This is a genomic window from Streptomyces sp. NBC_01089, from assembly GCF_045162975.1.
Taxonomy (GTDB): Bacteria; Actinomycetota; Actinomycetes; order Streptomycetales; family Streptomycetaceae; genus Streptomyces.
In genome coordinates this window covers 4,811,583-4,827,531 of sequence record NZ_CP108660.1, presented here as the reverse complement: position 1 = coordinate 4,827,531, position 15,949 = coordinate 4,811,583, and the positions used below count along the sequence as shown (strand labels likewise).

Here is a 15,949-nt window from a genome sequence, read left to right as displayed (position 1 = left end):
CGTGCGGCCCGCGACGGCGGCCTGTGCGCCCGCAGCCATGTGTCCTGTCGTCATCCGTACCACCCGAAGCGCTCCGCGATCACCGGCAGCCGGTCCGCGACGATCGCGTGGGCGGCCGCGCGCGGTGTGGTCCCGTCGGCCTCCGCCCTGGCCAGCATCCGGTCGATGAGGTCCCGCATCGACCGCCTGATGTGCGCGAACGCCTCGTCCGCGTCGGCGCCGATGTCACCGAAGAGCGTCCACCACCACCAGGCGTTCGTGGCGGAGTTGACGACCACGTCGGGCAGTACGGCGATACCGCGCTCCGCGAGCAGTGCCTCAGCCTCCGGCAGTACGGGCATATTGGCGGCCTCGACGATCCAACGCGCCGAGATCCGGGCCTGGTTGGCCGTATCGACCGCGTAGGACACGGCGGCCGGTACGAGCACATCGGCGTCGGCGGAGAGCCAGGCCTCGCCGCCCGGCAGCTCCACGTCTCCGGGGCCGAGCGCGGTACGGTCCACCGCCCCGTACGCGTCCCGCGCGGCCAGCAGCGCCTCAACGTCGAGCCCGTCGGGGTTGGCGACCGTGCCCTTGACGTCGGCCACGGCCACGACCTTCAGACCGGCCGCGGCGAGGAACCGGGCGGTCGCGCCGCCCATCGTGCCGAGCCCCTGCACCGAGACCCGCGTGCCCGCATACGGGACGCCCGCCCGGTCCAGCACCGCCAGCACCGACTCGGCCACACCGCAGCCGCCCGCCAGTTCGTCCAGACCGATGCCGTCCACCTCGACCGCGAAGGCGTCGGCCAGCCGCTGCCGGGCCGCGGCCTCGTCGTCCAGCAGGGGATGGACGGCCTGGACGGAGGAGACCAGGCCGGCCTCGGCCGCGGCCCGGTCCACGGTGTCCTGGCTCAGGCCCAGGTCCTCGCCCGTGGTCCAGAACCTCTCGATGTACGGCCGCATGGCACGCAGATACCGCACCAGTACGCCGTACGCCTCGGGGCTGCGCGGATCGCAGTCGATACCGCCCTTGGCCCCGCCCAACGGGATGTAACGGGCTGTCGGGTCACCGTCGTTGTAGTGCAGGGCCTCTTTCATGGTCATGCCCCGGGCCAGCCCGGCGACCTCGTCCAGGGTGCAGCCCTCCCGCATACGCAGACCGCCGCTGGCCACACCGCGCACCAGCCGGTCGACCACCAAGTGCCCGTTGCGGCCGGTGACATGGTCGGTCCAGGTCAGCGAGATCAACGGGGCGGCGGGGACAGTCGTGGGGGCAGCGGCGGGGGCAGTGGGAGTGGCGGGTGGGACCAGCTCGGACATGGCGCCTCCAGAGACGACAGCAGAAGCGATTTACTGAACCGTCAGTCAGTATCTGGAGGAGGAAGCGCCGCTGTCAACGACAGCGCTGCTGAACCATCGGTCAGTCAATGCCGGCGGTCGCCGCCGCGGCGGCGGCCGGTGACTCCGGGCCGGGTGTTCCAGGACCACATGTGCGTGCACCGCGGGCACTGCAGATGGACGACCGGGCCCTCGTTGGAGATCAGATAGCGCCAGTGCTCGAAGCAGTTGCGGCGGGAGGCGCAGGTCGCGCAGTGCCGGGCGTCGTCGCAGACGGGGCAGGCCACCCAGGCGCGGCGGCCGGAGTCGGCCTGCGGATCAATGGGCAGCCGCACGGCCCGGCCCCTCCCCCGGCAGAACACCTGCCGCCACCAGCATGTCGTAGGTGCGCTGCTGCTCCGCGTCGAGGCCCGAGTAGAGGAGGGCGTACGCCTCGTCCTCACCCCGGAGGACGGCCGCCGGGTCCCAGCCGGACCCGAGCGCGGCCACGACCTCGGCCCGCCGACGGACCTCGTCGGAGGTCAGGTCGAAGGCGAAGGGGGTCAGGTCGGTGATGTTGTCCGGTTCCATGGCGGTACTTCCGATGTATCTGATGTATCCGATGCGCTGACAGATTCCCACCATCTGTACCAGGCACCCACGGCGGCAGGGAAGGGTGACCTAAGTCGCCCCGGGGCGCCCCCGCGGCGGCGCGCAACCAGGACCACCGGCGGGGCGCGACCGGATCCCCCGACGGGGGCGGCCCGTTGCCACCGCGGGGCCCCGCCGGGCCCGCCCGTGCGCGCCCCGGCACCCTCAGGGATCTGTGACGTACTTCATGGCCGGACGGGACGCGGGACAGCCCGCCGGACCAGCGAAAGCCCGGGGCGCGCGGGCCGCGCAGAAGGGCGCGGCATCCAGCCTCTTACGGACCGGCCGGCCCCCGCGTCACTTCCCGGTGACCTGCGTCCGTACCGCCCCCATGCTCGCCACGATCACCAGCGCGATGGCCAGCGCGTCCACCCCGGACAGCGCCTGGTGCAGGACGAGGAAGCCGGCCGTCGCGGCGATGGCAGGCTCCAGGCTCATCAGCACCGCGAAGGTCGAGGCGGGCAGCCGGCGCAGGGCGAGCAGCTCCAGGGTGTACGGCAGTACGGACGACATCAGCGCCACCGCGGCGCCCAGGCCCAGGGTGCTCGGGACGAGCAGCTTGGAACCCGCGTCCGCGATACCGAGCGGCAGCATCAGCAGGGCGCCCACCGTCATCGCCAGTGCCAGCCCGTCCGCACGCGGGAAACGGGCGCCGGTGCGGGCGCTGAAGATGATGTACGCGGCCCACATCCCGCCCGCCGCGAGCGCGAACGCCACACCGACCAGGTTCAGACCGCCGAAGCCGCCACCGCTCAGCAGCACCACTCCGCAGAGGGCGAGTCCGGCCCACAGCAGGTTCACCAGCCTGCGTGAGGCGATCACGGAGAGGGCGAGCGGCCCGAGCACCTCCAGGGTCACGGCCGCGCCCAGCGGGATGCGGTCGGCCGCCTGGTAGAAGAACCCGTTCATCCCGGCCATCGCGACCCCGAAGACCAGGACCGTGCCCCAGTCCGTCCGCGACAGCCCGCGCACCCGGGGACGGCACACGACGAGCAGCACGACCGCGGCGACGGCGAGCCGCAGCGAGACCACCCCGAGCGCCCCGGCCCTCGGCATCAGCCAGACGGCCACGGCCGCCCCGAACTGCACCGAGATCCCCCCGGACAGCACAAGCCCGAGCGGCCCGAGCCGCCCCCGCAGCCCGGCGGCCCCGGAACCACCGGGGGCGGCCGGGACATCAGTGGTCACGGCGGAGGGTTCGGTCAGCGCGGTGTCGAGGGCCTTGGCGTCGGCGGGGGCGATCGGATCCATGACGTCCACAGTAAGTGCCCTGAGCGGGATCTCCCTCTTACGGTTTCCGGCTGCTTCCGTCCCCTTCCCTGGAGCGGTCCAGCCCCTCCGCCAGTACCTCCGCCAGATGGCGGGCCGGGCGGCCGCCCAGGTCCGTCAGTTGTTCCAGCTGGGTGCGGCAGGAGAAGCCGTCCGCCAGGATCTCCGTCCCCGGGTGTGCCGCCCGCACCGCGGGCAGCAGCTGTTCGTCGGCGCAGGCGACCGACACCTCGTAGTGGCCGCGTTCGAAGCCGAAGTTGCCCGCGAGGCCGCAGCAGCCTCCGCTCAGTTCGCCCGTCAGGCCCGCCTTCGCGCGCAGCCGGCGTTCGGCCGCGTCGCCGAGGACCGCGTGCTGGTGGCAGTGGGTCTGGCCCGCCACCTCGCGGTCGAGCACCGGGGGACGCCACTGCGGGGCCTGTTCCTCCAGGGCCTGTGCGAAGGTCCGTACCGACCGTGCCAGCCGGTGCGCGCGCGGGTCGTCGCCGAGCAGCTCCGGCAGGTCGGTCCTGAGCGCGGCCGCGCAGCTCGGTTCCAGTACGACGACGGGCAGCTCCGCGTCGAGCAGCGGCTCCACCCGGTCGAGGGTGCGGCGCATCACCGTGCGGGCCAGGTCCAGCTGGCCGGTCGTCACATAGGTCAGCCCGCAGCACACCCCGTCCGGCGGCAGCGCGATGCCGAGCCCCGCCGACTCCAGGACCCGCACCGCCGCCCTGCCCACCTGCGGGGAGAGATGGTCGGTGAAGGTGTCGGGCCACAGGACGACCCGGGCGGGCGGCTGCACCCGGGTGCCGAACCAGCGCCGGAACGTCTGCGGCGCCAGCGCCGGAATCGTCCGCTCCGGAGCGATCCCGCCGAGGCGTTTGGCGAGCGACGCCAGCGGGCCCACCCCGGCAAGCGCGTTCACCGCGCGGGCGTACGGCGCGGCCGCGCGCAGCCAGCGCGGCAGCCGGCCCATCGCGTAGTGCGCGGCGGGCCTGCGGCGGCCCGCGTAGTGGTGGTGCAGGAACTCCGCCTTGTACGTGGCCATGTCGACGCCGACCGGGCAGTCGCTGCGGCAGCCCTTGCAGGAGAGGCAGAGGTCGAGGGCGTCGCGCACCTCATCCGAGCGCCAGCCGTCCGTGACGACCTCACCCGCGAGCATCTCGTGCAGCAGCCGGGCGCGCCCGCGCGTGGAGTGCTGCTCATCGCCGGTGGCGCGGAACGACGGGCACATGACACCGGCCCCGGACACCGTCTCCGTACGGCACTTGGCGACGCCCACACAGCGGCGTACGGCGGCCGAGAAGTCACCCTTGTCGTGCGGGTAGCCGAACTCCACGTCCACCGGCTCGCGGGGCAGCACCGCGAAGCGGAGGTTCTCGTCCAGCCGGTGCGGCCGGGCGAGCACCCCGGGGTTCAGGCCGCCCGCCGGGTCCCAGACGTCCTTGAACCGGCCGAAGAGGGCGACCAGTTCGTCCCCGTACATCTTCGGCAGCAGCTCGGCGCGGGCCTGCCCGTCGCCGTGTTCGCCGGACAGGGAGCCGCCGTGCGCGACGACCAGCGCGGCCATCTCGTCGGAGAAGGCACGGAAGCGGGCGACGCCGCCCGGGGTGAGCAGGTCGAAGTCGATCCGTACGTGGATGCAGCCGTCCCCGAAGTGGCCGTACGGCGTGCCGCGCAGCCCGTGCGCGGCGAGCAGCGCGCGGAACTCCCGCAGATACGCGCCGAGCCGTGCGGGCGGCACCGCGCAGTCCTCCCAGCCGGGCCATGCCTCCGCGCCGTCCATGGTGCGGGTCGCGGTGCCGCTCGCGTCCTCGCGGATGCGCCACAGGGTGCGCTGGGCCGCAGGGTCGTCGATGACGAGGGCGTCCAGCGCGTCGGCCGCCCGCACGATCGCCTCGGCCCCGGCGCGGGCCGACGCCCGGTCGGCGCCGCCCGTCTCGACGAAGAGCCAGGCGCCGCCACGCGGCAGCCCGGCGGGCTCGCGCACCAGGTCGGCCGCCATGCCCTCGACGGTCAGCGGGTGGTGCGGGAGCAGCCCGGCCGCCGCGTCGGCCGCGTCGCCCTCGTGGGCGTAGCCGAGGACGGCGAGCGCCCGCGCGCGGGGCGCGTCCACCAGCCGTACGGTCGCCTCGGTCAGCACGCCGAGCGTGCCCTCGCTGCCGCAGAAGGCGCGGGCCAGGTCGGTGCCGTTCTCGGGGAGCAGGGCGTCGATCGCGTAACCGGAGATGCGGCGCGGCAGACCGGCCGGGTAGCCGGTGCGCAGCAGCGCCAGATGGGTGTCGACCAGCTCGCGCAGGCCGGGCGGTGCGCCTTCCCAGCCCTGGCCGATGCGGTGGGTGCCGCCCTGATAGGCGGCGGTGGTCAGCCGGACGACGTTGTCGGCCGTGGTGCCCCAGGCGACCGAGTGCGAGCCGCAGGAGTTGTTGCCGATCATCCCGCCGAGCGTGCAGCGGCCGTGCGTGGACGGGTCGGGGCCGAAGGTCAGGCCGTGCGCGCCGGCCGCCGCCCGCAGGTCGTCGAGTACCACCCCGGGCTGGACCACTGCGGTCCCGGCCCCGGCGTCCAGCGAGACGATCGCGCGCATGTGCCGGGTGAAGTCGAGGACGACGCCGGTGCCGGTGGCCTGGCCCGCGATGGACGTACCGCCGCCGCGCGGCACCACGGGCACCCCGTGGGCGCGGCACGCGTCGAGCGCTGCCGCCACGTCGTCGGCGTCGCGCGGGGCGACGACACCGAGCGGGACGCGGCGGTAGTTGGATGCGTCCATGGTCATCAGCGAGCGGGCGGTGACCCCGAATTCGACGTCTCCGCGCACCGACCGGCGCAGCGCGTGCTCCAGGTCGCCGCCGGCCCTGTCGCCCTTCCCGCTGCCGGCCTCATCGCGGAGCCTGCGGCCGGCCTTGGGGTCGGCCTTGGGGTCGGTCTTTCGGTCGGCCTTACTGCCGGTCTTTCGGTCGGCCCTGTGCTCGGCCCTGCGCTCGGCCTTGCTGCCGGTCGGACGGCCCCTCAGGCCGTCGCTCCGACCGCCCTGCTGACCGTGTGTCTGCCCGTCCTGGTGCTCGCCCATGGTTCCAGCATGCCCCTGTGCACAATGTGTTCCAGAGTCAACAATTTCCACACCGGCAACTTCCCAAACCGATCACCAACCCTCCTATAGTTGACAGGTGTTACGCAGGAATACTCGTATGCCTTTAGTCCACGCATGACCGCCATGACCGCTTTACTCCACTCTCACCCCTTCTGACCTATCCGTCCATGAGGACTCCGCCAGATGACAGAGCGCCCCCCGCTCCGCCCGACCGCGCTGGCTCTGCTGATCTCCGTGATCGCTTCGGGCCTGCTGTGCGTATGGGCGGTGGCCGCAGCCCCCGCCTCCATACGCACCCCACTCGCCTGGTGCTCGGCCGGGGCAGCCCTGCTGTTCAGTGCCGCTGTCGCCACCGCCGTCCACGCGGTGACCCACGCCACCAGAACGTCGCGGACCCTCCGTGCCCGGATCGATCAACTGAGCGGGGAGAACTCCCAGTTCGGTGCGCGGGCCGCCCGTCTCACCGCCGAGTACGAGACCAGGACCGCCCAGCTCACCGCCGCCCACGAGGCGAAGACCGCCGAGCTGACCGCGCAGCGTGAGGCCACCGCCGCCGGGCTCACCGCCGAGTACAACGCGAAGTCGGCCGAGCTGGCCGCCCGGATCAGCCGCGCCGAGTCCGAGCGCTCCGCCGCCCTGTCGGCGGCCGCCAACGCCGCCGGCCGGATGCAGGCCCTGGCCACCGGCATGCTCGCCGACCTGCGCGAGATGGAGCACCGGCACACCGACGAGGACGTACTCGGCGACCTGCTGCACCTCGACCACCGCACCGCCCAGGCGGGCCGGCTGGCCGACTCCATCGCCGTCCTGGCAGGCGCCCGCTCCGGCCGCCGCTGGGCGAAGCCGATCGTCATGGAGTCGATCCTGCGCGGCGCGATGGGCCGGATCGCCGGATACCAGCGGGTACGCCTCCACTCGACCAGCGAGATCGCCATCGCCGGACACGCGGCCGAGGGCATCATGCACGCGCTCGCCGAACTCCTGGACAACGCGGCGAACTTCTCGCCGCCCACCGCCGAAGTCCATGTGTACGTCGAAGAGGTCCCGGCCGGGGTGATCGTCACCATCGAGGACAGCGGTCTGGTGATGGGCGACGTCCAGCTGCGCCGCGCCGAACGGGCCGTCACATCGGAGACCACCCAGCAGACCGACCTCGCCGGTCTGTCCGGGACCAGGCTCGGCCTCGCGGTCGTCGGGCGGCTGGCCCGCAAGCACGGGCTGACCGTGTCCTTCCGCCCGTCGGCGCGCGGCGGCACCGGTGTCCTGGTGCTCCTGCCGCACGAGCTGATCACCCGCACCCCCCGGCCGACCGCCCCGGCACCGACGGCGGTACCGGCCGCGTCGGCCGCGCCCACGCAGCACACCCGGACGGCCGCGGCCCCGCTGCCCGCCGAGGCCCCGCAGCCCACCGGAGCCCCCCAGCCCGCACCGGCCCCGCTGCCCACCCGCTCCCCGGCGCCCACGCCCGCGCCCGCCGCGCAGACCAATTCCGCAGCGCAGCAGCCCACCTCCGCAGAACAGAACAGCGCCGCACAACAGACCACCCCCGCACAACAGAACAGCACCGACCCCGAGCCCGAACCGGCTCACTCCACCGCCGAGTTGGGTGAGAGCGGGCTGCCCAAGCGGCGGCGCGGCCAGACCATGGCGGCCGCGCATCCGGACGGCACCCGGATCCCCGGCTCGTCCAAGCCCGTCGACTCCACCTCCTCCACGACATCCGCCGCCAGGTTCAGCACGTTCCGCCAGGCCGTACGTGGCGATTCCCCGAACCCGGAAGGCAGCAGCTCATGAGCACGACCACCACCGACGAGAAGCTCAACTGGCTCCTGGAGAGCCTCCTGGAGCGCACCCCGGGCACCCGGCACGCCCTGGTTCTCTCCCGTGACGGCCTGAAGCTCTGCCGTACGTCGGCGCTCTCCGTCGACCAGGCCGACCAGCTGGCCGCCATCTCGGCCGGTATCCAGTCGCTCTCGCACGGTGCGTCCATCGAGTTCGGCGACGGCACCGGCGGCGTACGGACCGCGATGGCCGAGTTCTACGGCGGCGTGCTGTTCATCGTCGAGGCGGGCGACGGCGCCCACCTCTCCGTCGTCGCCGACGAGACCGCCGATGTCGGCCTCATCGGGCACAACATGAGCGAGCTGGTCGAGCAGCTGGGCGAACACCTCAGCGCCGAGCCGCGCGCGTGACCGCCCCCGTGCCCAGGCCGAGGCCCGGCCGTGACGACGACCCGGACCGCCTCTACACCGTCACCGGCGGGCGCAGCCGGTCCGACGCCACCGCCTTCGACCTGGTGACCCTGGTCGTCGGCGAGTGCGACCCGACGCCCGGTATGCAGTCCGAGCACGCCACGATCCTGCGGATGTGCGGCCGCCCCACGGCCGTCGTGGAGATCGCGGCCGCGCTGAAGCTGCCCGTGTCCATCACCCGGATCCTGCTCTGCGACCTGCTCGACACAGGCCGGATCAGCGCCCGCCACCCGCGCACCGCACGCGGCGCCGACAGCCTTCCCGACCCTCATATCCTGGAGCAGGTGCTCGTTGGACTCCGCAGCCTCTAACCAGAACGCCCTGGCCGGCACCGCCGACAACGGTCTCAAGATCGTCATCGTCGGCGGGTTCGGCGCAGGGAAGACCACCATGGTCCGGTCGGTCAGCGAGATACGTCCGCTGAACACCGAGGAGACGATGACGCAGGCGGGAGCGGCCGTCGACAACCTCGACGGGGTGCACGCCAAGACCGCCACCACCGTCGCCTTCGACTTCGGCCGCATCAGCATCGACGAGCGGACGATCCTCTACCTCTTCGGCGCGCCCGGCCAGGAGCGCTTCTGGTTCCTCTGGGACCGGCTGTTCTCCGGCACGCTCGGCGCGGTCGTCCTGGTCGACACCCGCAGACTCGCCGACTCCTGGTACGCCATCGACCGCCTGGAGCACCACGGCACCCCGTTCATCGTCGCCTGCAACGACTTCGGCGGCCCGGTCCACTCCCTGGAGCAGCTCAGGGAGGCGCTGGACCTCTCCCCCGAGATCCCGCTGATCGACTGCGACGCCCGGGACCGTACGTCGAGCAAGTACGTACTGATCACCCTCCTCCAGCACCTGCACGCCCTGTCCTCAGCGACGTCCGCACGGGAGCCAAGCACCACATGACCACCGACACCCCGCCCACCCCGCTGAGCGGTCCGCGTTTCCAGACGGAACCCACCCAGCTCTACCGGGAGATGCGGCGCGCGCACGGCCCGGTGGCGCCGGTGCTGCTCGACGGCGACATACCGGCCTGGCTGGTGCTCGACTACCGCGAACTGCACCAGGTCACCGCCGACCCGGTGCTCTTCAGCCGGGACTCCGACCTGTGGAACCAGTGGGACAACATCCCCGAGGACTGGCCGCTGCTGCCGATGATCGGCCACAAGCAGCCGTCGATCCTCTACACCGTGGGCGAACGGCACCGCGAGCGCGCCGCGATGATCGGCGACGCGCTGGAGTCGGTGGACCCCTTCGAACTGCGGCGCGTCTCCGAGCAGTACGCCGACGAGCTGATCAACTCCTTCTGCGGCAAGGGCGATACGGAGATCATCGGCCAGTACGCGATGCTGCTGCCGGTCCGGGTGCTCGCCCGGCTGTACGGGTTCCCGGACGACGAGGGCCCGGCCCTGGTCAAGGCGTTGAACGACATGATCGACGGCCGTGAACTCGCCCTGGCGGGACAGCAGCACCTCGCGCAGTCGATGGCCGGTCTGCTCGCCGCCCGGCAGGCGTCGCCCGCCGAGGACGTCGCTTCGCACATGCTGGGCAACAAGGCGGGCTTCACCGTCGAGGAGATCGCCCAGGACCTGATGGTCATGATGGCCGCGGGCCACCAGCCCACCGCCGACTGGATCGGCAACTCGCTGCGGCTGATGCTGACCGACGACCGGTTCGCCGCCTCGCTCTCGGGCGGCCGGCACAGCGTCGCCGAGGCGATGAACGAGGTCCTCTGGGAGGACACCCCCACCCAGAACGTCGCCGGCCGGTGGGCCGCGCGCGACACCCACCTGGGCGGGCGGCACATCCGGAGCGGCGACATGCTGCTGCTCGGCCTCGCCGCCGCCAACTCCGACCCGCAGGTACGCACCGACGGTTCGGCGCTGACCGGCGGCAACAACGCCTTCTTCTCCTTCGGCCACGGCGAGCACCGCTGCCCGTTCCCGGCCCAGGAGATCGCGGAGGTCATCGCGCGTACGGGGATCGAGGTCATCCTCGACCGCCTCCCCGACGTCGACCTCGCGGCCCCGGGGGAGAGCCTCACCCGGCGCCCCTCCCCCTGGCTGCGCGGCCTGTCCACCCTTCCCGTCACCTTCACTCCGGTCCCCGCGCTGTGACCCGAAGATCCTCGGAGCACGGCCGTTCCCGCCACAGGAGGCACAGATGAGCTGCCCGGTCGACCACGGAAGCCACGCCGAGAGCATCGCCCTGGACCCCTTCGTCCAGGATCTGGACGGCGAGAGCGCCGCCCTGCGCGCGGCGGGCCCGCTGGCCCGTGTGGTCCTGCCGGGCGGGGTGGCCTGCTACGCGGTGACCCGGCACGCGGAGGCCAGGCAACTGCTCACCGACTCCCGGCTGGTGAAGGACATCAACGTCTGGGGCGCCTGGCAGCGCGGTGAGATCCCGCTGGACTGGCCGCTGATCGGACTGGCCAACCCGGGCCGCTCGATGCTCACGGCCGACGGCGCCGAGCACCGCAGGCTCCGTACGCTCGTCGCACAGGCGCTGACCGTGCGCCGGGTGGAACGGCTGCGCGCCGGTATCGAGAAGCTCACCGGCGGGATGCTGGACCGGCTGGCGGAGGTGCCGGCCGGGGAGACGGTCGACCTGAAGGCGGAGTTCGCGTACCCGCTGCCGATGAACGTGGTCAGCGAGCTGATGGGCGTCGACCCCGTCGACCATCCCCGGCTGAAGACCCTCTTCGAGAAGTTCTTCTCGACGCAGACACCGCCGGACGAGGTCCCGCAGATGATGGCGGACCTCGGCGCGCTCTTCTCGAAGATCGTCGAGTCGAAGCGGGCCCAGCCGGGCGACGATCTGACGAGCGCGCTGATCGCGGCGTCCGAGGACGGCGACCACCTCACCACCGAGGAGATCACCAACACCCTCCAGCTGATGATCGCCGCAGGCCACGAGACGACGATCAGCCTGATCGTGAACGCGGTCGTCGCCCTCCAGACCCACCCCGAGCAGCGCCGGATGGTGCTCGCGGGCGAGGTCCCGTGGGAGAACGTCGTCGAGGAGACGCTGCGCTGGTCGACGCCGACCTCGCACGTCCTGATCCGCTTCGCGTCCGAGGACATCGAGGTGGGCGGCACGGTCCTGCCGAAGGGCGAGGGCCTGATCGTCTCGTTCGGCGCGATCGGCCGCGACGAGGAGACGCACGGCCCGACGGCCGGCGACTTCGACATCACCCGCACCCCGAACCGCCACATCTCCTTCGGCCACGGCCCGCACGTCTGCCCCGGCGCCGCGCTCTCCCGCCTGGAGGCGGGCGTCGCACTGCCCGCGCTCTTCGGCCGCTTCCCCGAACTGCATCTGGCGGTCCCCGCGACGGAACTGCGCAACAAGCCGGTGGTCACCCAGAACGACCTCTTCGACCTGCCGGTGAAACTCGGCGGCTGAACCGCACCTGCCGCCCCCGGGCGCGGGGGAGCCACGAGGGCGGGGCGGGGCACCGCCGTCACCCGCCCCGTGGCGTCCGTCTCAGCGGCCGGACCCTCTGTCCGCAAACGCCCGGAACCGGCTACGCTCCGGCTCGTGGCTGAGATCCGGATTCCCGCTGACATCAAGCCCGCCGACGGCCGTTTCGGCGCGGGCCCCTCCAAGGTGCGTACGGAGGCGCTGGACGCCCTCGCCGCGACCGGTACTTCCCTGATGGGCACCTCCCATCGCCAGGCCCCGGTGAAGAACCTGGTCGGCGCCGTGCGCGCAGGCGTACGCGACCTCTTCCAGCTCCCCGACGGGTACGAGGTGATCCTCGGCAACGGCGGATCCACCGCCTTCTGGGACATCGCGACCCACGGACTCATCGAGTCCAAGTCGCAGCACCTCAACTTCGGTGAGTTCTCGTCCAAGTTCGCGAAGGCGTCGAAGCTGGCCCCGTGGCTGGCCGAGCCGACCGTGATCGCCTCCGACCCGGGCACCCACCCGGACCCGAAGGCCGAAGCGGGCGTGGACGTGTACGCGCTGACGCACAACGAGACCTCGACGGGCGTCGCGGCCCCGATCAAGCGCGTCACCGGCGCCGACGAGGGCTCCCTCGTCCTGGTGGACGCCACATCGGGCGCGGGCGGCCTGCCGGTCGACATCGCCGAGACCGACGTCTACTACTTCGCCCCGCAGAAGTCGTTCGCCTCCGACGGCGGCCTGTGGATCGGTGTCTTCTCACCGGCCGCACTGGAGCGCGCGGCGCGCATCCACGCCTCGGACCGGCACATCCCCGAGTTCTTCAGCCTGCCGACGGCGATCGACAACTCGCTCAAGAACCAGACGTACAACACCCCGGCCCTCGCCACGCTGTTCCTCCTGAACGAGCAGCTGACCTGGATGAACACCCAGGGCGGCCTGGACTGGACGGTCGGCCGCACAGCGGCGTCCGCGCGCACCCTGTACGGCTGGGCCGAGCAGTCCAAGTACGCGACCCCGTTCGTCACCGACGCCGCCAAGCGCTCGCAGGTCATCGGCACCATCGACTTCGCGGACGAGATCGACACGACGGCCGTCGCGAAGGCGCTGCGCGCCAACGGCATCGTGGACACCGAGCCGTACCGCAAGCTGGGCCGCAACCAGCTGCGGGTGGCGATGTACCCGGCGATCGACCCGAAGGACGTCGAGGCACTGACGGCCTGCATCGACTACCTGATCGAGCAGCTGTAAGGCTCTCGCACCACGGCGTACACGAGAGGGCCCCGGCAGCCACTGAGCAGGCTGCCGGGGCCCTTCGCCGTACGGGGCACGGCCGTCGTCAGTGGTCAGCAGTGGTCAGCCGCCCTCGGGGTGCGCATCCGGCGAGACCGTGGCAGGGCCCACTACGGAAGCAGCGTGAGAGCGGGGATGTGCCCGGGCTTGATGACGCTGAAGTGTCGGCTGTCGAGCGTGGCTACGTGGTCGACGCCGAAGCGTTCGGCCACAGCGACCACCGAGGCATCGACCCCGCCGAGCGGAAAATCGGCGTACTGAAGGACCAGCTCGCCCATGCGGATCAGATCAGCAGGTGTGAGGTGGACCAGTTCGAACGTGCCCCTGGCGACCTCGGCCAGGAAGGCCGCCTCGGCCTTGGGCCAGCGCTCCAGCAGCCAGCACACCTCGGTGAGGACGGGGCTGGGCAGCAGTCGACGGCCGCTGAGCGAAAGGAGGAGCGACGCACACTCGGCGTGCCGCCGATCGTTGGCGTTCAGCGCTGCTGCCAGAGGTCCCGTGTCCAGGACCGTGGCCCTCACGCCTGGTCGCCGAAGCGCTCGCGCATCCGCTCGCGGATGTGGTCGTCATGCCGGTCGGCCATGTCTGTGGGCCCGTCGACACTGCCGATCAGGGCGGCCAGCCCTTCGGGGGCCGCCTCTGCCGGGTGCGTGATGGGCAGCGACTCGGCGACCTGCGCCAGCTCGGCGTCCTGAGTGACGAGCAGACGCAGGCGGCGCACCTGGGGCGGGGTGAGCCGGTCCACCAAGTGATGCATGTCCTCGTAGTCGTACGCAGCGGTCACCTGAGCAAGTGTAGGGCGACGTACGGCAAACCGTCACAGGTCGGCCGGATACGTATGCCCGCCTCCCCAAGACGCCGGTCCCGCGACCCGGCCCGATCTACGGATCCCGCCCCGGACCGCATAAAGTATGCCGGCCGGCCGGCGCCCGACCCCACCCATCCCTTCCTGGAGGCCCCCTCCCCATGTCCGAGGCGAAGGGCCCGCGCCCGCTTCCGCGTCTGCAGGGCGACTGCGCGAACTGCTTCGGGCTGTGCTGTGTCGCCCTCCCCTTCACCGCTTCCGCCGACTTCGCGGTCAGCAAGAGCGCGGGGCAGCCCTGCGGCAACCTCCGGCCGGACTTCCGGTGCGGCATTCACACCCGGCTGCGCGACAAGGGGTTCCAGGGCTGCACGGTGTACGACTGCTTCGGCGCCGGGCAGCAGGTCTCGCAGGTCACCTTCGGCGGACGGGACTGGCGGCCGGCACCGGAGACCGCGCAGCGGATGTTCGCCGTGTTTCCGGTTGTGCGCCAGCTGCACGAACTCCTCCAGTACCTGTCCGAGGCCCTGACCCTCACCCCGGCCGCGCCGGTCCACCCCGGTCTCCGCCGACTCCTCGGAGCGACCGAGGCACTCACCCGGCTCGGCCCGGACGAACTGGCCGCGCTGGACGTCGAGGCCCACCGCCAGAAGGTCAATGAGCTACTGCTCCGCGCCGGCGACCTGGTCCGCGCGACGGCGTACGACCAGCCCGGCGCACCGCGCCCCACACCGGACGGCCGGACCGCGAACGGCCGCACCGAGGACGGCCAGGCCGAGGACCGCCGCACACCGGACGGCCGCGCGAGGAACGGCCGACCGAAGCGGGACCGGCAGCAGCAGAACCGACAGCAGCGAGGACGGTCGAAGAAGGACCACCGGGGCGCGGACCTCATGGGCGCCCGCCTCCGCGGCGCGGATCTGCGCGGTGCCACCCTGCGCGGCGCCTGTCTGATAGCAGCCGACCTGACGGGCGCCGATCTCCGCCTGGCCGACCTGATAGGCGCCGACCTGCGCGACGCCGACCTCACCGGCGCGGACCTCACCGGCTGCTTCTTCCTCACCCAGCCCCAGCTGAACGCGGCGAAGGGCGACGCGACGACCACGCTCCCCCCGTCGCTGGTCAGGCCGGTTCACTGGGGCGCGTAGGAGGGAGTGACCGGCAACCCGTGCGCCCTTCCCACTCGTCCGGGCGGCCGTTTCACGAACCCGCTCTGCAGCCCCGACCGGCCTACCATGATGTTCTCGACACCAGCCACCAGGAGGCCCTCATGTCTGCCGCAGCAGTCGAGCACCCCTGTGACGGCGAGCCGCCGACCCTGCTCGAAGAGGCCGACACCCTCATGGAGCAGCTGCCCGGCTACCGCGTTGAGATCATCGGAGGCATCCTCACCGTGACCCCGCCCCCGGACGCCCCGCATGCACGCGCTCTGACCAAGATCATGCGCCCGTTCATCGCTGCCGACCTGGACGACGGGCAGACCGAAGTGCTCCAGGGCGTGGGGGTATGGCTGCCGACCGGCGCGGAAGACTTCGTCATCCCCGACCTCGCAGTGGTGGACGCTGACATCGACGCCCACGTCATCGCGCACAACTGCTACGACCCGGTCGCCTTCCGCCTGGTCCTGGAAGTCACATCGACCAACTACAACCAGGATCTGCGGGCCAAGGTGTCCGTGTACGCCGAAGCCGACATCCCTGTCTACGTGATCGTGAACCGCAAGCACCAGCGCGTCCACGTCCTCACCGAGCCGGTCGGCAGTGACTACGCGAGCCATCAGATCTTCGCCGCGGGGCAGCAGGCCCCGCTGCCCGCCTCGATCGGCGGTGACGTCACCCTCGATGTCGCGGCGGTCCTCCAGGCCGGTTCGAAGGTGCGCGCCCAGGACTGAGGACCGGCCCGGCCCGCC

16 protein-coding genes are annotated in these 15,949 nt (G+C 72.1%); 9 read left to right on the top strand and 7 right to left on the bottom strand.

Annotation, left to right across the window (positions count from 1 at the left end):
- Positions 1-50 precede the first annotated feature (50 nt).
- From OG510_RS21715 to OG510_RS21695, 5 genes are all read right to left on the bottom strand, one after another.
- The gene (locus OG510_RS21715; protein WP_406138895.1) at positions 51-1,301 is read right to left on the bottom strand and encodes a Glu/Leu/Phe/Val dehydrogenase dimerization domain-containing protein; all 1,251 of its coding nucleotides are present in this window, start codon (positions 1,299-1,301) and stop codon (positions 51-53) included.
- A 104-nt stretch (positions 1,302-1,405) separates the two neighbouring features.
- Positions 1,406-1,654 carry a hypothetical protein gene (locus OG510_RS21710; protein ID WP_406138894.1) on the bottom strand — a complete coding sequence of 83 codons (249 nt, stop codon included), beginning with the start codon at positions 1,652-1,654 and terminating at the stop codon, positions 1,406-1,408.
- The gene (locus OG510_RS21705; protein ID WP_406138892.1) at positions 1,638-1,889 is read right to left on the bottom strand and encodes a DUF6400 family protein; all 252 of its coding nucleotides are present in this window, start codon (positions 1,887-1,889) and stop codon (positions 1,638-1,640) included. The genes OG510_RS21710 and OG510_RS21705 overlap by 17 nt, the downstream gene beginning before the upstream one ends.
- Before the next feature lie 357 nt (positions 1,890-2,246).
- Positions 2,247-3,200 carry an EamA family transporter gene (locus tag OG510_RS21700; RefSeq protein ID WP_406138890.1) on the bottom strand — a complete coding sequence of 318 codons (954 nt, stop codon included), beginning with the start codon at positions 3,198-3,200 and terminating at the stop codon, positions 2,247-2,249.
- 37 nt (positions 3,201-3,237) lie between these two features.
- Positions 3,238-6,267, bottom strand: a complete 3,030-nt coding sequence (locus OG510_RS21695) for an FAD-binding and (Fe-S)-binding domain-containing protein (RefSeq protein ID WP_406138889.1) — start codon at positions 6,265-6,267, stop codon at positions 3,238-3,240.
- Between the two features lie 204 nt (positions 6,268-6,471).
- Between OG510_RS21695 and OG510_RS21690 the strand changes: the two genes are divergently transcribed.
- From OG510_RS21690 to serC, 7 genes are all read left to right on the top strand, one after another.
- On the top strand, positions 6,472-8,082 hold the full coding sequence (locus OG510_RS21690; RefSeq protein ID WP_406138888.1) for a sensor histidine kinase: 1,611 nt from the start codon (positions 6,472-6,474) through the stop codon (positions 8,080-8,082).
- Positions 8,079-8,480, top strand: coding sequence for a roadblock/LC7 domain-containing protein (locus tag OG510_RS21685; RefSeq protein WP_406138887.1), 402 nt, complete (start codon positions 8,079-8,081; stop codon positions 8,478-8,480). Before OG510_RS21690 ends, OG510_RS21685 begins: the two co-directional genes overlap by 4 nt.
- Entirely contained in the window at positions 8,477-8,851 is a 375-nt protein-coding gene (locus OG510_RS21680) for a DUF742 domain-containing protein (RefSeq protein WP_343235164.1), read from the top strand. Before OG510_RS21685 ends, OG510_RS21680 begins: the two co-directional genes overlap by 4 nt.
- Complete coding sequence (locus tag OG510_RS21675; protein ID WP_164265306.1) at positions 8,832-9,443, top strand: ATP/GTP-binding protein; 612 nt, start codon at positions 8,832-8,834, stop codon at positions 9,441-9,443. Before OG510_RS21680 ends, OG510_RS21675 begins: the two co-directional genes overlap by 20 nt.
- On the top strand, positions 9,440-10,654 hold the full coding sequence (locus OG510_RS21670; protein WP_406138885.1) for a cytochrome P450: 1,215 nt from the start codon (positions 9,440-9,442) through the stop codon (positions 10,652-10,654). The genes OG510_RS21675 and OG510_RS21670 overlap by 4 nt, the downstream gene beginning before the upstream one ends.
- Positions 10,655-10,700: 46 nt before the next feature.
- Positions 10,701-11,942 carry a cytochrome P450 gene (locus OG510_RS21665; RefSeq protein WP_406138883.1) on the top strand — a complete coding sequence of 414 codons (1,242 nt, stop codon included), beginning with the start codon at positions 10,701-10,703 and terminating at the stop codon, positions 11,940-11,942.
- Between the two features lie 135 nt (positions 11,943-12,077).
- Positions 12,078-13,196, top strand: a complete 1,119-nt coding sequence (serC, locus tag OG510_RS21660; protein WP_164265309.1) for a phosphoserine transaminase — start codon at positions 12,078-12,080, stop codon at positions 13,194-13,196.
- 152 nt (positions 13,197-13,348) lie between these two features.
- On the opposite strand, the gene OG510_RS21655 is transcribed toward serC, so the two are convergent.
- Together OG510_RS21655 and OG510_RS21650 are read right to left on the bottom strand one after the other, a co-directional pair.
- Complete coding sequence (locus OG510_RS21655) at positions 13,349-13,759, bottom strand: type II toxin-antitoxin system VapC family toxin (protein ID WP_406138882.1); 411 nt, start codon at positions 13,757-13,759, stop codon at positions 13,349-13,351.
- On the bottom strand, positions 13,756-14,022 hold the full coding sequence (locus OG510_RS21650) for a hypothetical protein (RefSeq protein ID WP_406138881.1): 267 nt from the start codon (positions 14,020-14,022) through the stop codon (positions 13,756-13,758). Before OG510_RS21650 ends, OG510_RS21655 begins: the two co-directional genes overlap by 4 nt.
- A gap of 182 nt (positions 14,023-14,204) precedes the next feature.
- Between OG510_RS21650 and OG510_RS21645 the strand changes: the two genes are divergently transcribed.
- On the top strand, positions 14,205-15,188 hold the full coding sequence (locus OG510_RS21645) for a pentapeptide repeat-containing protein (protein ID WP_406138879.1): 984 nt from the start codon (positions 14,205-14,207) through the stop codon (positions 15,186-15,188).
- Between the two features lie 122 nt (positions 15,189-15,310).
- Positions 15,311-15,931 (top strand): Uma2 family endonuclease, encoded by a 621-nt coding sequence (locus OG510_RS21640; RefSeq protein WP_406138877.1) that lies wholly within the window; start codon positions 15,311-15,313, stop codon positions 15,929-15,931.
- The last annotated feature ends 18 nt before the right edge of the window (positions 15,932-15,949 follow it).